The following is a 21,776-nucleotide window of genomic DNA, read 5'->3' as shown; positions in this document are numbered from 1 at the left end:
ATCCTTCTCAGGAGTTTCGCAATGAACGCAGCACACAAGATCGCCCTGGTCACCGGCGCCACCCGCGGCATCGGCCTGCACACCGTGCGCCAGCTGGCCGAGGCCGGCGTGCACACCCTGCTGGCCGGGCGCGACGCGACCCGTGCCAGCGCCGCGGCGCTGGAACTGCAGGGCGAAGGCCTGCCGGTGGAGCCGCTGACCCTGGACGTCACCGACGCCGCCAGCATCGCCGCCGCGGTGGAGACCGTGCGCGCACGCCACGGGCGGCTGGACATCCTGGTCAACAACGCCGGCATCCTGCGCGACGACCTGCGCCTGAGCGTGTCGCAGCAGTCGCTGGAGTCCTGGCGCGAGACCTTCGACACCAACCTGTTCGGCCTGATCGCCGTCACCCAGGCGTTCCTGCCGCTGCTGCGCGAGGCGCCGGCCGCGCGCATCGTTAACGTCTCCAGCCTGCTCGGCTCGCTGACGCTGCACAGCCAGCCGGGCTCGCCGATCTACGACTTCAAGGTGCCCGCGTACAACGTGTCCAAGAGCGCGGTAAACGCCTGGACCATCCAGCTGGCCTACGAACTGCGCGAGACCCCGATCAAGGTCAACACCATCCACCCCGGCTACGTGAAGACCGACATGAACGCAGGCGAGGGCGAGCTGGAAGTGGCCGACGGTGCGCGCAGCAGCGTGATGATGGCGCTGCTCGACGCGGACGGCCCCACCGGCAGCTACACCCACGTCGGACAGGTGCTGCCATGGTGATCCGGCCCGCACTCGGCGCGCTGGCGCTGGCGCTGCTCAGCGCCTGCGCCAGCGTCGGCCCCGACTACCATGCACCGGCGCAGCCGCCGGTGACGCTGCAGGGCACGGCGTCGCCGGTGTTCGCGACCGATTCGCCGGTCGCGTCCTGGTGGGCGCAGTTCGACGATCCGGTGCTGGAGCAACTGGTGCACGACGGTCTGGTCGCCAACCTCGACCTGCGCATCGCCCTGGCGCGCGTGCACGAGGCGCGCGCGGTCTTCGCCGAGCAGCGCCTGGACCAGGCGCCGCACGTGACCGCCGGCGGCGACTACACCCGCGGCAAGGCCCCGGATGCCGATGCCGGCGGCGCACGCGTGCTCACCGAGAGCTACCGGCTCGGTTTCGATGCCGGTTGGGAGCTGGACCTGTTCGGGCGCCAGCGCCGTGCCAGCGAAGCCGCGCGCGCGAACCTGGAGGCCGAGCAGGCCGGCCTGGCCGACGCCCAGGTCACCGTGGCCGCGGAGATCGCACGCAACTACTTCGCCCTGCGCGGCACGCAGAAGCGCATCGCCCTGGCGCGCACCACGCTGGACAACCTGCGCGACACCCAGCGCCTGACCGAGACCCGTTGGCGGCTGGGCGCGGGCAGCGAGCTGGACGTGCAGAGCAGCCGCGCGCGGCTGAAGGCGATCGAGGCCGACATCCCGCTTCTGGAAGTCGATGCCGCGCAGGCGCGGCACCGGCTGGCGGTGCTGCTGGGCAAGCCGCCGGGCACGCTCGATGCATTGCTGGCGCCGCAGCCGACCCCGGCCTATGCACGGACCTTGCCGCTGGGCGACACCACGCAGTTGCTGCGCCGGCGTCCCGACGTGCGCATCGCCGAACGCAACCTGGCGGCGGCGACCGCGCGCGTCGGCGTGGCCACCGCCGATCTGTTCCCGCGGATCAGCCTGTCCGGCTTCGTCGGCTTCCTCTCCGGCGACGCCGGCGCCCTGCTGCATGGCCGCAGCAAGGCGTGGTCGCTGACGCCCTCGATCCAATGGGCGGCGTTCGACCTGGGCAGCGTGCGCGCACGCCTGCGCGCGAGCGAGGCGCAGGCCGACGGCGCCGCCGCCGACTACGAGAAGACCGTGCTCGCCGCGCTGGAGGACACCGAGAACGCCTTGACCGCGTACGCCCACGAACAGGCGCGGCTGGCGATCGTGGCCGAGCAGACGCAGGCCGCGCAGCGGGCCGAAGCGCTGGCGCAGATCCGCTATCGCGAAGGCTCGGAGGATTTCCTGACCCTGCTCGATGCGCAGCGCACGCAACTGACCGCCGAGGCCGACCTGGCCGACGCCGAGGCGGCGGTCAACATCGGCGTGGTGCGGGTGTACAAGGCGCTAGGCGGCTGGGGCCAGGATGCGGGCACGGACGCCGGCAGCAGGGACGTCGCAACCGCCGCGGGGGCGGCGCCTGCGCTGCAGGCACGCTGAGCGGGCAGGCTACTCAAAGGCCGCGGTGCGGGTCGACTGCACGCACCGCGGCCTTCTCGGCACCTCTTTTCATCTGCTTTTTGTCAGCATCAGGCCGGTACGGGGTTTCGTGTAGGAGCGGCTTCAGCCGCGACGGGCGTTCCCGGTAAAGCCCGTCGCGGCTGAAGCCGCTCCTACGGAGGCTGGTGACGGCTGCCGGACCGGATTGCGCCGCGTCTGCCGCCGGTGCCGGCCGCTCAATCCTGCGCCACGTCCTCGGCGATCACGTAGCGGTCGCGTCCGTTATTCTTGGCCTGGTACAGCGCGGTGTCGGCACGCGAGAACCAGTCGTGCCACTGCGCCTCGTCGCACAGCATGGCCGCGCCCAGCGACACGGTGATCGTGCCGTTGGGGCCAAGCAGCGTGGTGCGTGCGGCGTCGTGCAGGCGCCTGGCGAAGGCCGACAGTTCGGTCGCCGACTGCAGCCGCGCCACCACCACGAACTCCTCGCCGCCGAAGCGGAACACCTCGTCCGGCGCGCGCACCTGCGCACGCAGCAGTGTGGCCAGCTCGACCAGTACCCGGTCGCCCTCGGCATGGCCGTAGAGGTCGTTGACGTCCTTGAAGTGATCGATGTCGAGCACGATCAACCCATGCCGGCGAGTCGCGCGGCGCGGATCGGCCACCCGTTGCGACAGGCTACGCTCGAGCATGCGTCGGTTCGGCAGCCCGGTCAGCGAGTCGTGCGAGGCCAGTTGTTCCAGTTGCACGCGGTCGCCTTCCACCCGCAATGCCAGCATGTAACCCAGCCCGGTGATCAGCAGCGACACCGATACCATCGAGAAGAAATGCTCGGCACCCAGTGTGCTCGGGGTGACCACCAGCAGCACCGCGATCAGGGTGGCGTTGCAGGCCAAGGCGACATTGCGCGTCACCGCAAAGAAGTTGCTCATCATCACCAGGTACAGCCACGGCACCGCGGCATGGCGCAGCGCATGGCAGGCCAGGGCGCTGCCCAACAGCCAGCTCAGCGACAGCAACGGATCCATGCGGCCATCGCCGCGATGCAGCGCCAGCCAGGTCGCCAGCGCGGCCAATCCGGCCAGCGCAGTGCCGGCCAGGGCGGTCCCCGGCGCGCCGATCGCCATCTGGTAGACGGCGAACAGCAGCAGCACCGCCGCCGTGGACGGGCCCAGGACCTTGATGATGCCGAGCCGGAAGTGCCGGCGCAGGGTCAGGCCCGCGCTCACGGAGAAGCGCTCCGGCACGGCGCACGGTCATGGCGGGCGGGTGAAGCGGGGCGGGCGGCGAACATGGCGACGTCAGAATGGCGGAAGAGTGTTGCAATGCCAGAGGCAAGTTCCATGCCTGGATTTCTTTTGTGGTGGGTATCCCGTGCTGACCCGGGAAAGGCGGGAGTGCCCACACCAAGCGCGCCACAACGGCGTCACATTGGCGCGGGGAGTGGCGTCGTACCGATGGCCCTGCGTCACGTGGCAGGCGGCGTCTGGTCGCGGCGAGCAGGGCAGCGTTGCTGAAGCACGCTCGCCTGGTTCCTTTTCCCCAACGCTCCCCACGTGAGAAGTGGCTTGCAGCGCCGGATGGAGAGTGCGGGCAAAGCCTGGCGCGCGCTGGGCATGCATGTCGGGGTCGTATCGGGGTCGATTGCATCCACGACGGAGCAGGCTGCGGCGCTGGCGTGCCACGCCGGCACCGGGAGCGTTATCAGCGAGGGGGTGCCAGGGGACAGGCTATGCTTCGCTGCCGTCGATGGCCTTCAGCCCTTTCTGGCTCAGCGCAAGATCGCCGTCCTCGCCTTGCGCCGCATAATTTTCGCGCACCGCCCAGTTCGCTTCCGCTTCGCTGACCGGTGTGGTGGCGTGGATGTCCTGCAGGATGCGCAGTTGTTCCTGGGTCAATGGCATGGCGAGCGGTCTCGGATCGGAAAGGGCATTCCACCCTACAGGCCGCCGGTGACGGACATGTCGGTGCGTTGCCGGATATCGCGATTGCCGACGCCGGTACGCGTGATCGTGGCGAGGAAGGAGGGCGCTGCCTGTCTCGTCGCACGGCCACGACGCCGCCGACATCATTCCGCAACGCCTCGAGGACGCCGGCGTAACGCATCCCCACGCATCATGCGCCTACCAGCTGTGCGGCCGGGGCGATGCCTGGGGCTGCTTCAAGGATGCAGGCATCCGCGGCTGGACCACCTTCTCCCGCATCGGCAGGCTCACTGGCCTGCCGATGCTGTTTTGTACCAGGGCGTCGAGGACGATGCGCGTTCGTGGCGACCCGCGCGCTGGTCGGCGATAGCGCCGTGGTTCGCGGCCGTCCCGGAGGACGCACATCGCCGGCCACACACGCAATGGCGCGCCTGAGCGCGTCACTGCGTCGAGGATACGCCGATGTCGCCAGGCGTCAGGCGACGCCGGCCCCGCCGGTCGCGCCGAACACTTCGCCGGTCAGGTAGCTGCCTTCCTGGCTGGCGAGCAGCACGTACAGCGGCGCGATTTCGACCGGCTGGCCCGGGCGCTTGAAGTGCGTCTTCGAGCCGAACTGGGTGACCGCTTCCATCGGTTGGCCGCCGGAGGACTGCAGCGCGGTCCAGAAGGGACCCGGGGCCACCACGTTCGCCCTGATGCCCTTTTCGCTCAGTTGCGCCGCCAATGCCTTGGTGTAGGCGACGATGCCGGCCTTGGTGGTCGCGTAGTCGAGCAGGATCGCCGACGGATCGTACGCCTGGATCGACGCGGTGGTGATCACCGCCGCGCCCGGCGGCAGGTGCGGTACCGCGGCGCGGCAGATCCAGTGCATGGCGTAGAGATTGGTCTTCAGCGTCTTGTCGAAATCCTCGTCGCTCACGTCGCCGATGGCTTCGCGATATTGCTGCCGCCCCGCGTTGATCACTAGGATGTCCAGGCCGCCCAAACCGGCCACCGCTTTATCGACCAGTTCCGCGCACCACTGCCGATCGGTGATGTCGCCGGGGAGGCTGATCGCCTTGCGTCCTTCGGCCTCGATCAGGGCGATGACCTCCTGTGCGTCCGAGGTTTCCTCGGCAAGGAAGGAGATGGCCACATCGGCGCCCTCGCGCGCAAACGCGATCGCCGCGGCGCGGCCGATGCCGCTGTCGCCGCCGGTCACCAACGCCCGGCGGCCCGCAAGCTTGCCGGATCCGCGATAGCTGGTCTCGCCGTGGTCGGGCACCGGGTCCATCTCCGAGGCCTTGCCCGGCACCGGTTGCGGCTGCGGCGTGAAGGGCGGCTTGGGGTACTGCTCGCGCGGGTCCTGCATCTTCAGTCGATCATTCATCGCGTCTTCCTCTTCTTGGCGTGTGGTTGCAGTTTCACTGGGTTGGTTTTCGTGTTCTCGATGCTCGACATCGCCATGATCTGCGCGAGATGGCTCAGCCCTTGCGGAAAGTTGCCAAGGAATCCGCCGGAGTGCGGATCGACCATTTCGCTCAACAGGCCATTGCAGCGATCGAGCGCGTCGTTGAGTTGCGTCAGCCGTTTTTTGGCTTTGGCTTTCTGTCCCAGGCGGGCATAGGCTTCGGCGATCCAGTAGGAGCAGGCGACAAAGCAGCCTTCTTCCTGCGCCATGCCGGAGTAGCGGTAATGGAAGGCGCCGGCGCCCAGCACGCGGTCGATCGCGTCCAGCGTCGCCAGCAGGCGGTCCTTGCCGTCGAAGCGGAACCGTGCGGCCAGCGCCACCGACGCATCCAGCTTGTCGCTGCCCGGATACATCACGAAGGCCTGTTGCGCGTCCGACCAGCAGTGGACTTCGATCCAGTCCTTGATTCTGTCGCGCTCGCGTTCCCAGCGATCGCGACACGTCGTCGGCAACTGGCCCTGGTCGGCCAGTTCGACGGCTCTGGCCAGTGCCTGCCAGCAGCTGACCTTGGACATGGTGTAGTGCTGCAGTTCGGGCAACTCCCAGATCCCCGAGTCGGCCTTGCGCCAGTGATCTGCGCATTGGTCGGCGAGCCGGGACAGCAGTTCGGCGCTGGAGGCGTCCAGGATGTTGCCGCGGCTCACGAAGCAGTAAGCGGTCTCGAAGATGTCGCCGTAGATGCCGTGCTGGTGCTGCCCACCGGCGAGATTGCCGCGCACCACCGGCACGGTGTTGCGGTAGCCGGCGGCCTCCAGTTCGGTGACGTCGGGCACCAGTCCGCCATCCAGGGTGAACACGACTTTCGGGCCATGCTGGCGCAGTTGCCGGATCAGCCAGGTGAACGCGGCCTTCGATTCCGCTTCCAGACCCGCGGCCAGAAATGCCTGGATGGTGTAGCCGGCATCGCGGACCCAGGCGTAGCGATAATCGAAGTTCTTGTCGCCGCCGATGCGTTCGGGCAGCGACGTCGTCGCGGCAGCGGCGATGGCGCCGGAGGGCGAGTAGAGCAGCAACTTGAGCGCAAGCGCGCTGCGCACGAAGAAATCCCGGCCCTCGCGCGGGAAGGTCACGTTCTTCGACCATGCCCGCCATTCCTTGTCGGTCAGGTCGATGCGGCTGTCGATCTCCTCGATGGTGGGCGCGACCAGCGGCTCGTCCTCGCCGACGACCAGGGCGATCGTCGCGCGTTGTCCCTTTGCCACGGTGATGTCGCCGCGAACGCCGTGATCCGACCACACGCAGCGCAGCCTGTCGTCGTGGATCATGACGCCAAGCAGGCGGTCGACATGGAACACGGTGTGCGGGCCGATCGCCGCGCAGTAGGGGCTGGCGTTCTGCGCGCGCAGGCTGAATTTAAGCTCCAGCCGGAAGCGCACTTCCCCGCGCTGGCATTCGATGCGGCGTGCAAGCTCGCACCAGGGCAGGCGCCCCGCGTGCCCGCTGTTGAGCGACTCGGTCAGCGTCGCCTGGCCGGAGGTAGTGGTGAATGTGGTGACCAGGACGTTGCTGTCCTTGCGATAGTGCCGCTCGGTGCGGAAAGGCGCGTCCGGCGCAAGCACGAAGTAGCCGCCTTGGTCGGCATCCAGGAGCCGGTCGAACAGTGGCGGGCTGTCCATGTTGGGCGCGCACCACCAATCGATCGATCCGTCCTTCCCGGTCAGGGCGACCGAGCGTCCTTCGCCAAGCGCGCCGTACTGCTCGATCGCCAGTACGCCCTCGCTGCGGTCGACGCTGGAGGTCGCGCGGCGTCGCCGGGCTGTTGTGGTCACGTGCTCAGGCTCCACGCCAGCACGCGTCTAGGCCGCGCCGGGTCGCCGTCGATTCCTGCATGACGTGTCGAGGAAGCATGGGGGCAGGTGCGAAGGGGAGGGCAGCCCGACGGTAGTGGCCCTTCTGCCGAGGCTCGGTGAAGACGGCATGCGCCTGCGCTGGCCTCCACGTGACGTGGACGAAGGCTGGTCCATCGTGCGTCACCGTCATCGAGGTGCGCCATGGGAACACCGGTCCTGTATTTCCTGCACGCCCTCGGCTCGAGCGGGCGCGAGTGGTCTTCGGTGATCGATCTCCTGGGTGCGCGCTTCGACTGCATCGCACTGGATATTCCCGGTTTCGGTGATGCGCCGGCATTGGACCGCCCGGATGTCACGGCGCTGGTCGATTGGTTCGCAGGCGAGGTCGCGCGCGACAGTCCGGATTGCTGGTATGTGGTGGGCCACAGCATGGGCGGAAAGATCGCCACGCTGACCGCCGCGCGCGCCCGCGACGGCGTGGCCGGGCTCGCCGGCTTGGCCGGGGTCGTGCTTGTGGCGGCATCGCCGCCCGCGCCCGAGCCGATGGATGAATCCCGGCGGCAGACCATGTTGTCCTGGTTCGACGGTGCCGGCCCCACGCGGCAGCAAGCCGAGCAGTTCATCGACGACAACTGCGCGGCGCCGTTGCCGACGCCGCCGCGCGACGGTGCCGTCGACGATGTCCTGCGCAGCAGTGCGCGCGCATGGAGCGCCTGGCTCACCCACGGCAGCCGCGAGGACTGCGCGGCGCAGGCCGGCTGCATCGAGGTGCCTGCGCTCGTGGTCGCGGGCAGCGAGGACGGCGATCTCGACGAGACGGCGCAGCGGCGCTGGAACCTGCCGCATTACCGCGATGCGCATCTCACCGTGATGGCGCAGGCGGCGCACCTGATTCCCTATGAGCGACCGCAGGCGCTCGCGGTGTTGATCGCCGAGCATGTCGATGGCACCGCGGCACGCCGGCTGCCCGACGACTTCGTGGCCTTGCTCAACGCCGAGCGTGTCGCCCCGACGATGCGCAAGACGCTGCTGCATCGCCATGCCGGGCCGTCGCGTGCGGCCAAAGGGATCTTGAGCGAGCGCCAGTCCGGCACGCTGGCCGCGGTGATCGAGCGCGTCCTGGATGGTGCGGGCGACGCCGGCGATATCGCACGCCGCATCGACGTCGATCTCGCCAATGGGGTGGGGGACGGGTGGCGGTTCGCCGACCTGCCGCCCGACCGTCTCGCCTGGCCGATGGGGCTGGATGCGCTGGACGCCTTGTCCGGCGGCTTCGCCGCCTTGCCCGCCCAGGATCGGGACCGCTGGCTGCACGCCATCTCCGTGCACGGGGCAGGCGACTGTCGCGCGTGCGGATGGAGCGCGGCGCAACTCGCCGATTGGTTCGAAGACGTGCGCGCCGAGACGGTGCGGGTCTGGACGAGCCTTCCCGCCACTATGGCGGCCTTGGGTTACGACGGGTTCGCCGTGGGAGGATTGGGCGCGGGCAGTCCCGGTTATCAGGAGACCGCCGCCGGTCGGCGCGAGACCTGGCAGCTATCGCCCAAGGCGCATCCATGACTGCCGCATCGGCCGCCGCGGTGGACGCGGTCGTGGTCGGTAGCGGTGCAGGCGGCGGTCCGTTGGCCGCGCGGCTGGCACAGGCCGGCGTCTCGGTGGCGGTGCTGGAAGCCGGCGCCACGTTCGGCCCGGACGCGCATTGCGCGGACGAACTGGCGACGGACATCTACTGGATGGAAGAACGCCTCAGCGGCGGGCGCACGCCGACCGCGTTCGGCCCGAACAACTCCGGGACGGGGCTCGGCGGATCGACGCTGCACTGGGGCGCGTTCTGCCCGCGTCCGGACCCGCGCGATCTGCAACTGCGCACGCAGACCGGCCAGGGCGAAGACTGGCCGATCTCGCACCAGGAACTGCTGTCCTACCTGCAGCGCGTCGAACGCTTCATCGGCGTGTCCGGGCCGGCGGTCTACCCCTGGGACGGCGAACGCTGCTATGCGTTCCCGCCGGCCCAGCGCAACGCGCCCGCCGAGGCGATGGAGCGCGGCTGCCGTGCCCTCGGCATCACCGCCGCCGATGCGCCGGCGGCGCTGGTCACCCGCACGCACGAGCAGCCGCATTGGGGCACGCGCGTGGCCTGCAACAACTGCGGTGCCTGTCATCAGGGCTGCAGCAACGGCGCCAAGGTCAGCGTGGACACGACCTGGCTGCCGCTGGCGCGTGCGCACGGTGCGGACCTGCGCAGCGATTGCCGGGTCGTCGGCATCGAGCGTAACGGCCTGGGCGCGGTCACCGGCGTGGTCTACCGGCAGGGCGAGCGCGAGTTGCGTCAGCGTTGCGCGGCCTTGTTCCTGTGCGCCGGCGGCGTGGAGACGCCGCGCTTGCTGCTGAACCTGGGACTGGCCAACTCCAGCGGACAGGTCGGGCGCAATTTCATGGCGCACGTCGCGACCCAGGTCTGGGGCACGTTCGACATGGACATGCGCATGAACCGCGGCTACCCCTCCTCGCTGATGAGCGAGGATATGCTGCGCCCCGCGCAGGCCGAGTTTGCCGGCGGCTATCTGATCCAGAGCCTGGGCGTGCAGCCGGTGACGCTCGCCAACACCCTGGCGCGCGGCGCCGGACGCTGGGGCGCCGCGCTGGTGCGGACCATGACGCGCTACAACCGCCTGGCCGGTATCGGCATCAATGGCGAATGCCTGCCGCAGGACGCCAATCGCCTGACGCTGGCCGACGAGCGCGATGCCTTCGGTCTGCGCAAGGCGCGGGTCGACTTCAGCTACGGCCCCAACGAACAGGCGATCGATGCCCATGCCAGACGCACGCTGCAGGCGATCTGGGAGGCGGCCGGCGCCGAGGACATCTTCGCCGCCGCGCGCTCGGCGCACACGCTCGGCACCTGCCGCATGGGCCGCGATCCCGCGCAGGCCGTGGTCGATGCGGATGGCCGTTCGTTCGACATCGGCAATCTCTACGTCTGCGACAACTCCGTCTTTCCCAGCGCTTTGGCGGCCAATCCGGCCCTGACGCAGATGGCACTCGGCCTGCGCACGGCCGAGCGGTTTCTCGCCCACTAGGCGATTGCGTCTCCCCCCTTTACCCAACGAGGAAAAACGACATGGACCTTGGAATCAACCAGCGGATTGCCCTGATCAGCGGCGCCGACTCGGGCATGGGCAAGGAGACCGCCCGCCAACTGCTGCAGGCCGGCGTCCGTGTGGCGATCACCGACCGTGCGGACGGCACGCTCGATCAGGCGCTGTCCGAGCTGTCGGGCTTGGGCGAAGTCATCGCTGTGGCGGGCGATGTGACGCGTGCGAACGATGTCGCGGAGATCTGGGCGCAGGTCCGGGCGCAGCTGGGTGATCCGGATATCTACGTCAACGCGGCCGGTGTCACCGGCGCGACCGGGGATTTTCTCGACGTGAGCGATGCCGGCTGGCTGGAAACGCTCGACATCAACCTGATGGGTGCGGTGCGGATGTGCCGCGAAGCGATTCCCGCGATGCGCCGAAACGGCTGGGGGCGCATAGTCCTGTTCGCGTCCGAGGACGCCGTGCAGCCCTACGTGGACGAACTGGCCTACTGCGCGTCGAAGGCGGGCATCCTGAGCCTGGCCAAGGGCCTGTCCAAGGCGTACGGCGGCGACAACGTGCTGGTCAATACGGTCTCGCCCGCATTCATCCATACCCCGATGACCGACGCGATGATGCACAAGCGCGCCAAGGAGAAGGGGATGACCTTCGATGAAGCGGTGTCGTCGTTCCTGGACGAAGAGCGCCCCGGCATGGTCCTGAAGCGGCGTGGCCGACCGGAAGAGGTGGCCGCGGCGGTCGCGTTTCTGTGCTCCGAGCGCGCCAGCTTCATCAATGGCGCCGGGATCCGGGTCGATTCGGGATCGGTGCAGACCATCGTGGGGTGAGTCGTACGAGGCACACCGCGTGATTGCTGCTGTCGACGCGGCTAACGCGACAGCAGTTTTGCCTTCTGCGCCTGGAACTCGGCATCGGTGAGCAGGCCTTTCTTCCGTAGGTCGTCGAGCTTCAGCAGTTCGGCGTATAGATCGGACTGCGCGCCGAGTGCGCGCGGCGCATCGCCGGTTGCGGCCGGCGATGCCGCGCTCGCGCTCACCTCGATCTGCATGTCGGCTTGCGGCTGTAACCCGACGGTCTCAACGGAACCTTGCGGAACTAGACGGAACTGATACTCGACGTACGGCCACTGGCCTGGTCCGCCTGCGTCCACCGCTTCCATTGCCACTGGTACCGCCTGCATGTTCTTGGCGGAGGCGAACGCGTTGGCGGCCAGAAGCGCCTTGCGCTTGGTCGTCGCAGCGCTGGCGAAGATGCCGGCGTGGTTCTTGACCGTCACCATCCACACGCCGGGTGACACCTGCGCAAACTCTGGTTCACCGGCCTGCGCGGTGCCGGCCAGCGCCATCCATAGCAGGGACACGAAAAGGATGCGTTTCATGGGCCTTCCTCAGCGAGTGATCGCGGCGCCTGGTAAGACTGCTGGCCGTTGGCGTTCCGGTCATCATGGCATGCGACCGCGTGATCGACCGAGCCAAGGTTGGCGGACGGGGCGCTTTGCATAGGGGCCGTCCCGCGTGTCGCCGGCCAGCATCAGGCACAAAAAAAGCCGGAAACCTCGATGCAATCGGGATTCCAGCTTTGTTTGCACGTCCACGGACGTTTGGATGGTGGAGGTGGGCGGAGCCCGAGGACGCCCTGACGCAAGCCATTGACCCTAAAGAATTCTGGGTCCAACGAAACCACCTGCTTTGATACCTCGGATGATATCTCAAGATGCTGTGAGAATGGTGGCGCGCCCGTTGCCGCATGATTAGCCTGCTGGTTGGCATGAGGTATGCTGTCTGCAATGTCGCATTGGGTGAGACAGGGGACGGGTATGAAGGCTTCCAGGAAGAAGCACCACCAGCGATGGGCCCATCGGCTTTTGAATTCTGTGATGTGTCTTGCCTTCTTCGGCTTCTTTGCAGTGGTCTGGCAAGTGCATGCATTCGATCTTCAAAAAGCACTTCCCAAGGTGGTCGACAAGGCTTCGACTACGCCTGTGCCGCAACAAGTAGCCCCGGCTACTGCAACTGTGGCTCAGCCATCGGCCAATGCCCCATCGAAGCCCGACAGATGGAGTGATGGCGATGTCGTTTCAGCTTTGAGCAGCTTTTACCAAACCATCATCGCATTGATGGGTTTCCTGCTTGGCGTTATTGGAATACTAGCGGTCCTGACGCTTCGATTTTTATCAAAGTTAGCTGCTGAGGACATGGCTCATGAGGCCGCAAAAGAGGCAATGCGTCATTATTTAGAAACTAGGCAATTTGGCGACAATGTAAAATACGCAATTGAAGAGACGGGCCTGGCTTACGAACTTGAAGATCTGGCAAAAAAGATGGAAGCAATAAAGCGGATTGTAGAGAGGAAGGGTTCTGGCGGGCGAGATGACGAGGAAATTGATGGCGTCGTCACTTAGTAAAAGAAGATGGATTGAATAAATGGCTGTTGTTCGTAAAAAAATTCGCCAAATTGGGCCCGTGATGTCTGATGCCCAACTGCAAGTGAACTTGCATCAGCGATTGACTGAGGCAGGTCTCTTGTCCGTGCCTGTTAATATCTTGGCAGTGGCGGAGTTTTTGGGCCTGGAAGTTGTGGAAGAGCCGATGGATGACGACTTGTCTGGGTATCTCGAAGAGCGATCGGGGACATGGGTTGTTGGAGTGAACTCCCTTCACCATCGAAATAGAAAGCGATTCACAATCGCTCATGAGATAGCGCATTTCGTCCTTCATTCAAGTGAGAAAAATAGTTTTCACGATCAGACTTTTGCTCGCCGGAATGGGAGTGAGGGAACAAACACCATGGAGCGAGAAGCCGACAGGTTTGCAGCAGATCTGTTAATGCCCGAGTCTGATGTAAGGCGGCTAATTGCTTCTGGCGTCACCACGCTGTCGGGACTTGCTGAACACTTTGGTGTTTCAGCACTGGCGATGAAGTATCGGGTGCTAAATCTAGGGTATCAAGTCAACCAATGATCAATTATTCTCCTATCATTCGGACCAGAGCGGCCGAACTGCGTGGATTGAAAGAGCTGACGGATGCAGCAAGGAGAAAGCTGTTTCCGATCGTTGAGCTGACTCGTTCACGGCGCACCAGTAAAAATCCAGCAGGCAGCATTAGTAAAAGCGTCGAGGCGATTTGTGAAATTTTGGAGGGGCAGCCTTTTGTGGCTGATCTTACTTCGTTAGAAAGTCTTCAAAATTCGGAATTTGACCGCCTGCTAGACGATGACGGTGGTTTTCAGGCGTGGACGAGATTGGCGACTAGTAGCCTTCCTGAGCACTGCATTCCCGTGGCGCATTTGCTCGAACCATTCGATCTCGCTGAGTTTCAGACGCAAGTGTCTCAACTTCGATCGAAATTTAGTCGCATAGCAATTAGGGTTCCCACGAATTACGGCGATTTCGCCGGACTGATCTCAGGACTTCAAAAAACTTTTTCGAATCCAGATCAAGTTTTTCTAATTCTCGATGCCGGTTATGTCAACGAGAGATCACGCTTTGGTGCTGCTGCGCGCTTAAATGAGATGCTAAATTCAGTTTCCGGATGGACTTTCTTTAAAAAGTCAGTTGCGTCTAGCTCTTTTCCGAATAGCGTCGTGTCAGCAGGAGGGGGCGATGATCAAGGTGAGTTTGATTTGTCGGAAGTCTTGCTCTGGAAACAACTTGCTCAAAATTTTTCAGATTTGACCTATGGCGACTATGCTGGCATTCATCCAGTGGACTTTATTGGAACAGTGACCAACTGGGTGCCTCGTGTCGATGTAATGCTTGATGAGTCGTTCTATTACCACCGATATCGCCGCTCGGAGGGTGGATATGCAAGAGCGGCAATTGAGGCGCTTAACGACACCCGCTATGTCCCTCTCGAATGCTGGGCTCAGAATAATATTAAACTTGCAGCCAGTGGCTCGCCGCTTGGACGGAGTCCATCCTTTTGGATTGCTAACCGCGTGAATTTCCACCTGTCTAGGCAAGCATCTAAAGTGGTCGGCTAATTTGATCGTTGAGCGTTAACATTCGAATATCGTCCAAAGTCACAGTCCTCCCTAATTCGTTCCGAAAGATTTCGAATCTAGGGAGAAGTCGGTCATAGACAGCTTTAATTGCAAAGGTTGAGAGGGCCAAGCTTGAAAAGTTGGCCTTTGCCAAAAGGTAGAGCGCGTCATAGTGCCCGGTCGTTGATAAACCGTGATCTCGCAATAATTTTCTCAAATCATCTGTGCGCAGCCATTTAAGGGCTTCATCAGCCGTTAGCCGGCGACGAACTCTCGCAGCTCTTACAGTGATGAGTTGTGAATCGCGAAGTGTCATTAGGCCAGCAGAGCGAGGCATCTGTTCTCTGACGGCAGGAAGCCATAAATCATCCGTAGCAACTGAAAAGTCTAGGAATAAAGACAAATATCCAGAAGCTTGGTTGATTAGCTTATCCAAGTTATCGCGCGGCCCCTTGATTTCGATAGCACTTAGACGAACGGGCGACGAAATAACAAGGTCTGCCCTAAATTTTCCGTCTCCAAAGCGGACCTCTGAGCCCAGCACTTCATCCACAGTGAGCGTTGGTAAAAGCGCCGAGACCACAATAGCTTTAATGTCATCGGCATACATACTGAGCACTGTCTCTTGAACAGTGCTCTATTGTTGCACATCAAAAGCAAGATTGATAGGGCGTTAAAGTTTTTGCACGATTTTCCTATAGTTCAATCAAGATGTAGACTGGCTTATAAGCGGATCCAAATCCGGGAAAGAATTGAAAATGTGTCAGCTCGCGACGTAGCTCGGACATCGCTTTGACGCCCTGATCAAATGACATGCCATTTGCCTTGGATAATAAGTGCTCAGCTAGTAGCTCAGGTGGAATAGTGCTGATGGGTGACCCGCCAAATTTGATCAGCCTGTGAGTATCTTTGTCTTCAAGGAAAAAAGTGTCTCCGTTAGGATCCGCTTCTATAGGAGACAGCCAATGAATGAATTCCTTTTCAAGATCAAACAATGATCTCGCCGCGCAGAATCCTGCAACTGTGGGAATGCCAAATAACTGGGCTTTGTGTGCGAATCTTATGATTTCGTGATTGAGCTTGCCCTCAATCGCCATGGAGCCAGTCACTAGCTTGGGGCGTCGCGCAAACACGGCAATGATCTTGACAACTTTACTACTATGCACTTCCGAAGATATCTTTCCGCCTTCTCGCGTTTTCCAGAAAAATACAGGGACTGCCCTTTTGCAAAGAGGGGTGAGAGTTTTGATCAGCTCCGGGATGATGAAATATTCTAAGCTGCGTTCGTTCATGAACCCGGTGGGATGCTTGTTGGCCATCGGCAGCTTCTCCTTGAAGGTTTGCTTGGCAACTCCATACTTCTGAGTGATAATTTAGCAGAGTTCCAATCCCTGATAAGAGATCATGCCGAAACCTACTCTCGACTCCATTGCATCAGCAAAAGCAAAGCTTGCCGAAGAATTGAAAAAGCTCGAAGAACAGGAAGCGACGCTTCTCGAAGCAGAAGCGTCCGATGCTTTTCTTCAAGTCTCTGATCTGCTGAGCCGGTTCGGCCAGCACTTCACCGCCAAGCAAAAAGCAGATATTGCGGCCCAAGTTGGCGGTTCCAGCAGTGGTCAAGGTCGCGCGAAGAAGGCTGCTGGCACCAAGAAGGAGGTTGCTCCAAAATATTGGTTGCCGCACACGCAAGAGACCTGGTCTGGTCGCGGACGCACACCCTTGGCGTTCAAGGCTTGGGAAGGAACCTCGGCTTATCAAGAGTGGAAAAAGAATCACCCGGATGAGAAGTTTCCAAAATATCCCGGCTAATCTTCTCAGCAGGTGGTAGACAAAGCCCCGAGTTGATCGGGGCTTTTTTGTGGGCGGCTAGGCATCTTGTCTTGCTAGTTCCCCTGCCCCCCGTTGATCCAGTATGCGCCTGCGCACTGGTGTGATTGATCTTGGAGCGGGCCAACGATGCTCAACCAGGGGGAAGACCGTGTCGCTTCTCGGGTTTTTCTGACGCCATCATGCGAACTCACCTGATAGATCTTTGAAGCTCGCCGAGCTAATCTTTTCCCATCGTCCAGGCCACTTCACCCACCATGGCTGGGGGACGGAGGCCAGAACCTCCACCTAAGCGCCGACGATCAAATGCCCCGCATGCGGGGCATTTGCTTTTCGCTCGATCGATGTGTTGATGCCGACACTGCGCGTGCACCCAATTCTCCAAGCTCCCTAAATTGCTTAGTGCCCAAGATTTTGTCTGCGCAAGTTGAGGGCGACGGCAGTAGACTCTTTGGAGCGGCGCACGGGGCTTTCGGCGTCCAATCATGCTTCACCAAGGAGGGGGACGTAAACAGGGGTTGAGCGTGGCAAGTAAATAATTGTATGGGCCCGTCCATCAATGGGCCTGGCTTGGCATAAGCGAATTAATACGGGGGATGGATGATAGAGATTAAGCTTTACGATGAGAATCAGTCGCTTCAATTTGAGTCCAAAGACCAAATTAGGACTTGGCTTGAAAAGGAGATTAAAGCTTGGGATGAGCTTAATCTTAGTCAATCTGAAAAGTTTACGGCGTCTTTTGCGGCGGAGCATTCCAGGTTTGTTGAAAGTTTGCGTCGATTTATAGAATCGTCCGATTCGGATGACTCCATAGTAGAAGTCTTTTTGCCGGTGACGAATGGGTTGGTCTTTACGCATAGCTCTTCTAATTTCCCAACGCTTCGCCTTTTGGCGCGAAGAGGCGGGGACGGGTTTGGCATGGCTTACGCGGCTTTTCGCTCTGACTACGCAAGGCAGTGGATCCGCGCCGGTTTCCAAAATCACCAGATTCTATGGTTGCGGAGCTTAGTGCTGCTCTCAGCGAGTCGCTTTGATCCCGACATCGATCAGGTGGAGGAAGTTAGGCAGTTGAGCGAGAGGCTCAATAACAAGCAAGCCGAGTTAATCGAAAACCTTGAAGCTCGCATTGAAGAGCAGGCCCAACAGATCAATAAGTTTCATCGCGACTTCGATCTAAGTGAAAATCAACGAGATATGTCTTGGGGGGCGGGTCACGCCAAAATACGTCAGGAGTGGGAGGATCAGTCAAAAGCCCATGCCGATGAGTGGTCTGCACTGAAAAAGGTCTACGATACGGAACTTGGGCTGCGAGCACCGACAACCTACTGGAAAGATCGAGCTAGGAAACAGCTCAGGACTGCAAGCATCTACGGGGTCGTGTTTGCAGTAGTAATGGCCTTATTTTCAGCGGTCTTCATTGTTGAAGGTGTTCCATATCTGCATGGAATTAATGAGAAGGCGAACGTTTTCGTTGCGCTTGCTCCTTTGGTTATTCCTGCCTTTGCCGCAGTCTGGATTTTGCGCATTCTTGGCAGGCTGCTATCAGAGAGCATCTCTTTAATGCGCGATGCAAGTGAGCGAACAACCTTGGTTATGACATTCCTGGCACTTATGAAGGATGACTCTACGGGCCAATCAGTCATCAAGGATGAGGATCGGATTTTGATTTTGCATGCCTTGTTCCGTCCTTCTAGCGGAGCTGTGGTGGATGATGCTCCACCGGTCCACTGGTTCGATCTTCTTTCCAGTCGTGTAGGGAACAAAAAGTAATCAAGTGCGGAAAATTTCTGAAGTCATCTACATTGCCGGTAGCACTGAGTAAGAAGAGGATGAGCCTCAACGGCTTCCAGAAACAACATAGGCCACCTCTCGGTGGCCTATGCACGGTCCAGCCTCGGCGCTCGTTTTACTGGGGCGGCGCAGTCTTGGCCGTGGGGATCTTGTAGGACGTAATGAAATTTCCATCCTTGTCATAGACCACCACGATGGTGGTGATCGCGTCGCGGTAAACAATAGTCGCATTGCAAGGGCAACTGGCGGAAGCCGTCACCATGCCCATCGGCTGGTTCTTTTCGTCGTTGACTGCAATCAACTGCTGTTCCGAAGCTGTGCCGATGGGGAGAACCGCATCAACTCCCGGCGTAGCAGTCATGACAGTGATCACTTCATCTTTCAATGAGTTGATCTGAACGAATTTCAGACCCGCCTTTTCGAAGGTGTAGACTTTAAACAACGGGGACAAGCTGACATTCTTTTTGCCAACGGGCACACGCTCGCCCATGCCTTGGATCACGTCGTCCGCGCTGTTGAGTTGGTTGCTGGCTCCACCTGCATGGGCACTGGTTGCAGCGATAGCGGCCAGAAACGAAATTGCCAAGATAGATTTACGCATACTCTCTAACTCTCTAATCCATGAGGGAGCGGAGCCGAGCATCGTGAAACCGATATGGTGGCTCCATCCATTCGGTAAGCCATTGCTTCGCCAAGATGGCGATCAGCCATCAGACTCTAGACCCCCATCATGGCCTGCACAACGGACTGACCAGCAGTTGTCTACAAGTCGATCCATTGAAGTCATTCATGGTGAACGGATGCCTTGCCAGTTCAGCTCTTGGCCAAGCCAAAGTTGAATTTGGGAAGGGCCAACGTTAGGGGAAAATTCAAAATGAGAACTTCCAAGTGTCGTGGTTGAGAGATGACGCCGGAACCTAGATTTAGTTCTTGAAGCGTTTTTTATTAGAGAGTGCTTTCGCGAATTGCCCTGGCGTATAGATGGGGATCTGTATGCCGGGATTGAACTTGGCAAGTGTCTCCGCACAGGCGCGCAACTCGGGCGGGCATTCGTTGCGATCAATATACGACTGCAAGCCAGGCACCAGCACGCTTTCTGATGCAGCTCCGATCACCTTGTGTCCAGTCAACGCCGCGATTTGAACTGCTCCGACTTGCTCTCGGGTTAAATTTGTGGCGAAGGTGTGTCGGAAGATATGAGATCCGACGCCGATCTTGAACCCGCGTTTTTTTAGATATCGACTAAACTGTTGGACCATCGCGCTCCCGTAGCCCTTCACGTAGGCATCGCCATCGTAGACTGCAATTGTAAGTGGAAGATGTGGGAATAAGCGGTCTTGCCCCGTGGATTTGACCTCATTGACGTAAGTAAGCATGCCGGCGTCGAGAAGCGGCTGCGCAATAGGGATGACTCGGATTGACGAAGCGTTTTTAATGCGCTGGTCTTTCGTCGTCACGCGGAAACAAAAACAAGAGATGCCTTCGATGGAGACAATATCTGACGTTTTGAGCTGTGCAATTTCGCCTGCCCTTGCACCACTGTATAGCGCGATTATGGGTGCCCACCATCGATGCGGCATGTCTTTGCTCCACTTGGCGTAGGGCTCTAATTCGAAAATGTGGGCTAGGTCATCTCTACCAAGGGGCCGGCGATTTTTGACGAATGTCGAGGTATCCACCTCAACAGCAATGCCTTTGGCGGGTGAGCGTTCAATGTGTTCGGCATCAAGCTGCATATTGAAAAAGGCATTAATCCGCTTAACGTGATTGTTGTATGTTGCAGCATTTATGGATGAATGCTTTTCCTTTCTGCCTATTTCCAAAATTTCCTGGAAGCTTAGATTTTTGAAGACTTTTTTTCGCCTGGCATTTTTGGGCCAAAACTTATAGCTATCCAACGCGGCACGAATATCGGTGTCTGTGACTGACGCTATTTGTTTATCGCCAATGGCCGCAAGCATGACACCAAGCGTTTGCTCATTCGATTGAATGTGTGTAAGCGTCATTTTTTCCCGTTTGAGATCGGAGATATATCCCTTGATCTCGTCCGAAAGCATGCGCGCTTTGAGAGTTGGCTTTTCTTCGCTGTAGTCAGACTTCCTGCGCATCGCTCTTCGTGTGAGTGTTTTCAGCACTTTGTCAAAGCACTGGGCTGCATCTACCCCCTCAACAATAATCTCACCGACGACGGTATTTCCGAGGGGTAAGTTTCTAATGATGCATCTGCAAGATGTGCTTTGTTTTGTATGATCGGGCATGGAGTTTCCTTCTGCATCCGACACTAACGTCGAGCAGATGGCTGTCAATACCTATGTCACAAATGCGATTTTTGGTGCGGTTTGTTTTGTTGCGCTAAATCGAAGATCCCTTGTAAGGTAAGGGGGCGCGAACAGTGTTATATAAGTGGGTTAGTTTTGTTGCGCTGTTAAATTACTTCGAAATGCGGGCGTTCAAGAGCGCGCTTAGTTCTTTATCGGTAATCAGACCATCGATATACAACTGGGATAGGTGTTTCACACGCTTGTGCGGACGAACCTTGTTGGCTTTAAGGACTTGATAAGTTGTTTCCACCATTTCGCTCCGGAACGCGCGCTCTTCTTCTTCAAGAAGAGGTTCGGCGAGGTGATAATCAGTGGATGTCGTTTTTCTGACCATGACTAGATTTATAAGGTGGAATCAACTTCAGTCAAGGCGATTCTTGCGTGCGGCTAAGAATCGCCCTAAAACCACGTCGCTATCGTTGATTCGTCACTGATGGTTAGGCCGTTATCTCAGTGAGGCGAATAAAAAAGGCCCCAAGTGGGGCCTCAATAAATTTGGATAGTTTGATGAATTCTAAAGCTTCAATTGCTCGTTGATGGCCTGTCCCATGAGTTCATACCACCGATTCATCTCATCTTCTGAGCCAAATCGGATTGTCCAAACTGGAAGCTCAATGTCTCGGACATCAATCGTCAAGGTGCCTTCTCGCTTGGAATTATGCCAATGCTTTTGCCACCCACGAACATCGGCAAATCGGTAGGTGGTCGTATTGCGCCCAACTCTGAGCTTGACGGCCGATCGTTCCGTTGAAAGGGCGATTTCGGTATTCTTATAGCCATAATATTTAGGGAAGTCGCCTCGGAACTCCGCATTGTCACGCGTCGTCTTCAAGCCCTTGGCCAAGCCAATAGCAATGAGAGCGCCAGCACCGAGGACGAAAAAGAAGAGCAACTGCCAAATCGTCATAGTTCTTCCTAATGAGGAGTGAATGCACGAGAAGGAGCGCTATTGGATGCGCCCGGTGACCTTCCAGGCCCCTCCGACCTGAGTGAAGGAGTAGACGCCATCCATGTCATGGCCCAGCTCTCGCCCCGTGGCCTGGATCTCGGCGCTTACGTCGCAGGCGTAGCTCGGAGCCCCTTCTGCCTTCGTGCACTTGCTGCTCTTGAAGTCGTGCACCTTGGCGTCGTCACTGCCGTTGTCTTTGACGTATTGCAGGAAGGCCGCCTCCCGCGCGTGCTTGGATGGGCCACCGCCTGAGCAAGCGGCCAGGCCGACGATAAGCAATGCGATGAGGGGTGCACGAAGCTTCGACATGATGGGTCCTTTGCCTTAGGTGGACGCGCAACTGAGGTAGTTGCGTCGAGGCAAAGGATACGTTAAACGTAACATACGAGCAACGTAATTTACGATCAACGTAGGCTACGTTCATCCTGTGGGC

21 protein-coding genes are annotated in these 21,776 nt (G+C 60.3%); 10 read left to right on the top strand and 11 right to left on the bottom strand.

Annotation, left to right across the window (positions count from 1 at the left end; translation table 11 throughout):
* The first annotated feature begins 21 nt into the window (after nt 1-21).
* Nucleotides 22-756 carry an SDR family oxidoreductase gene (locus AC1PLR_RS12120; protein ID WP_010344281.1) on the top strand — a complete coding sequence of 245 codons (735 nt, stop codon included), beginning with the start codon at nt 22-24 and terminating at the stop codon, nt 754-756.
* Nucleotides 750-2,210 carry an efflux transporter outer membrane subunit gene (locus AC1PLR_RS12115; protein ID WP_481101146.1) on the top strand — a complete coding sequence of 487 codons (1,461 nt, stop codon included), beginning with the start codon at nt 750-752 and terminating at the stop codon, nt 2,208-2,210. The genes AC1PLR_RS12120 and AC1PLR_RS12115 overlap by 7 nt, the downstream gene beginning before the upstream one ends.
* 236 nt (nt 2,211-2,446) lie before the next feature.
* Here AC1PLR_RS12115 and AC1PLR_RS12110 read toward each other — a convergent pair whose 3' ends face one another.
* The 4 genes from AC1PLR_RS12110 to AC1PLR_RS12095 all read right to left on the bottom strand — a co-directional run bounded on the left by AC1PLR_RS12110 (nt 2,447) and on the right by AC1PLR_RS12095 (nt 7,354).
* Nucleotides 2,447-3,439 carry a GGDEF domain-containing protein gene (locus tag AC1PLR_RS12110; RefSeq protein ID WP_481101145.1) on the bottom strand — a complete coding sequence of 331 codons (993 nt, stop codon included), beginning with the start codon at nt 3,437-3,439 and terminating at the stop codon, nt 2,447-2,449.
* A 501-nt stretch (nt 3,440-3,940) separates the two neighbouring features.
* Nucleotides 3,941-4,114, bottom strand: coding sequence for a hypothetical protein (locus tag AC1PLR_RS12105; RefSeq protein ID WP_010344278.1), 174 nt, complete (start codon nt 4,112-4,114; stop codon nt 3,941-3,943).
* Between the two features lie 496 nt (nt 4,115-4,610).
* Nucleotides 4,611-5,504: an SDR family oxidoreductase gene (locus AC1PLR_RS12100; protein ID WP_481101144.1), complete on the bottom strand. Its 894-nt coding sequence runs from the start codon at nt 5,502-5,504 to the stop codon at nt 4,611-4,613.
* On the bottom strand, nt 5,501-7,354 hold the full coding sequence (locus AC1PLR_RS12095; RefSeq protein ID WP_481103586.1) for a glycoside hydrolase family 15 protein: 1,854 nt from the start codon (nt 7,352-7,354) through the stop codon (nt 5,501-5,503). Before AC1PLR_RS12095 ends, AC1PLR_RS12100 begins: the two co-directional genes overlap by 4 nt.
* A 222-nt stretch (nt 7,355-7,576) precedes the next feature.
* On the opposite strand from AC1PLR_RS12095, the gene AC1PLR_RS12090 reads away from it, so the two are divergent.
* The 3 genes from AC1PLR_RS12090 to AC1PLR_RS12080 are packed head-to-tail and all read left to right on the top strand — an operon-like array spanning nt 7,577 to nt 11,300.
* Nucleotides 7,577-8,935 (top strand): alpha/beta hydrolase, encoded by a 1,359-nt coding sequence (locus tag AC1PLR_RS12090; protein ID WP_481101143.1) that lies wholly within the window; start codon nt 7,577-7,579, stop codon nt 8,933-8,935.
* On the top strand, nt 8,932-10,455 hold the full coding sequence (locus AC1PLR_RS12085) for a GMC family oxidoreductase (RefSeq protein ID WP_481101142.1): 1,524 nt from the start codon (nt 8,932-8,934) through the stop codon (nt 10,453-10,455). The genes AC1PLR_RS12090 and AC1PLR_RS12085 overlap by 4 nt, the downstream gene beginning before the upstream one ends.
* Nucleotides 10,456-10,496: 41 nt before the next feature.
* Nucleotides 10,497-11,300 (top strand): SDR family NAD(P)-dependent oxidoreductase, encoded by an 804-nt coding sequence (locus tag AC1PLR_RS12080; protein ID WP_481101141.1) that lies wholly within the window; start codon nt 10,497-10,499, stop codon nt 11,298-11,300.
* Nucleotides 11,301-11,341: 41 nt separating this feature from the next.
* On the opposite strand, the gene AC1PLR_RS12075 is transcribed toward AC1PLR_RS12080, so the two are convergent.
* Nucleotides 11,342-11,851, bottom strand: a complete 510-nt coding sequence (locus AC1PLR_RS12075; protein WP_481101140.1) for an SHOCT domain-containing protein — start codon at nt 11,849-11,851, stop codon at nt 11,342-11,344.
* 438 nt (nt 11,852-12,289) lie between these two features.
* Between AC1PLR_RS12075 and AC1PLR_RS12070 the strand changes: the two genes are divergently transcribed.
* Genes AC1PLR_RS12070 through AC1PLR_RS12060 form a run of 3 tightly spaced genes read left to right on the top strand, consistent with a single transcriptional unit; the run spans nt 12,290 to nt 14,455 of the window.
* Nucleotides 12,290-12,874, top strand: a complete 585-nt coding sequence (locus AC1PLR_RS12070) for a hypothetical protein (protein ID WP_481101139.1) — start codon at nt 12,290-12,292, stop codon at nt 12,872-12,874.
* A gap of 22 nt (nt 12,875-12,896) precedes the next feature.
* Nucleotides 12,897-13,433, top strand: coding sequence for an ImmA/IrrE family metallo-endopeptidase (locus AC1PLR_RS12065; RefSeq protein WP_481101138.1), 537 nt, complete (start codon nt 12,897-12,899; stop codon nt 13,431-13,433).
* Entirely contained in the window at nt 13,430-14,455 is a 1,026-nt protein-coding gene (locus AC1PLR_RS12060) for a beta family protein (protein ID WP_481101137.1), read from the top strand. Before AC1PLR_RS12065 ends, AC1PLR_RS12060 begins: the two co-directional genes overlap by 4 nt.
* Here the strand turns inward: AC1PLR_RS12060 and AC1PLR_RS12055 are convergent.
* The gene (locus AC1PLR_RS12055; protein WP_481101136.1) at nt 14,439-15,065 is read right to left on the bottom strand and encodes a hypothetical protein; all 627 of its coding nucleotides are present in this window, start codon (nt 15,063-15,065) and stop codon (nt 14,439-14,441) included. The genes AC1PLR_RS12060 and AC1PLR_RS12055 overlap by 17 nt on opposite strands.
* An 85-nt stretch (nt 15,066-15,150) precedes the next feature.
* Nucleotides 15,151-15,774 carry a hypothetical protein gene (locus AC1PLR_RS12050; RefSeq protein ID WP_481101135.1) on the bottom strand — a complete coding sequence of 208 codons (624 nt, stop codon included), beginning with the start codon at nt 15,772-15,774 and terminating at the stop codon, nt 15,151-15,153.
* A gap of 85 nt (nt 15,775-15,859) precedes the next feature.
* Here AC1PLR_RS12050 and AC1PLR_RS12045 point away from each other — a divergent pair, with 85 nt between their 5' ends.
* The gene (locus AC1PLR_RS12045) at nt 15,860-16,264 is read left to right on the top strand and encodes an H-NS histone family protein (RefSeq protein ID WP_481101134.1); all 405 of its coding nucleotides are present in this window, start codon (nt 15,860-15,862) and stop codon (nt 16,262-16,264) included.
* A gap of 618 nt (nt 16,265-16,882) precedes the next feature.
* Complete coding sequence (locus AC1PLR_RS12040; RefSeq protein ID WP_481101133.1) at nt 16,883-18,052, top strand: DUF6161 domain-containing protein; 1,170 nt, start codon at nt 16,883-16,885, stop codon at nt 18,050-18,052.
* A gap of 136 nt (nt 18,053-18,188) precedes the next feature.
* Here the strand turns inward: AC1PLR_RS12040 and AC1PLR_RS12035 are convergent, their stop codons facing one another.
* From AC1PLR_RS12035 to AC1PLR_RS12020, 4 genes are all read right to left on the bottom strand, one after another.
* Nucleotides 18,189-18,674, bottom strand: a complete 486-nt coding sequence (locus tag AC1PLR_RS12035) for a hypothetical protein (RefSeq protein WP_481101132.1) — start codon at nt 18,672-18,674, stop codon at nt 18,189-18,191.
* Between the two features lie 322 nt (nt 18,675-18,996).
* Entirely contained in the window at nt 18,997-20,331 is a 1,335-nt protein-coding gene (locus AC1PLR_RS12030; RefSeq protein ID WP_481101131.1) for a site-specific integrase, read from the bottom strand.
* Between the two features lie 577 nt (nt 20,332-20,908).
* Nucleotides 20,909-21,238 carry a hypothetical protein gene (locus tag AC1PLR_RS12025; protein ID WP_481103585.1) on the bottom strand — a complete coding sequence of 110 codons (330 nt, stop codon included), beginning with the start codon at nt 21,236-21,238 and terminating at the stop codon, nt 20,909-20,911.
* 102 nt (nt 21,239-21,340) lie between these two features.
* Nucleotides 21,341-21,652, bottom strand: coding sequence for a hypothetical protein (locus AC1PLR_RS12020; RefSeq protein WP_481101130.1), 312 nt, complete (start codon nt 21,650-21,652; stop codon nt 21,341-21,343).
* Nucleotides 21,653-21,776: the final 124 nt, after the last annotated feature.

It is taken from the genome of Xanthomonas sp. NCPPB 3570 (assembly GCF_056725115.1).
Note: the sequence above shows the minus strand (reverse complement) of the source record. Positions and strands in the feature narration are given on the sequence as shown.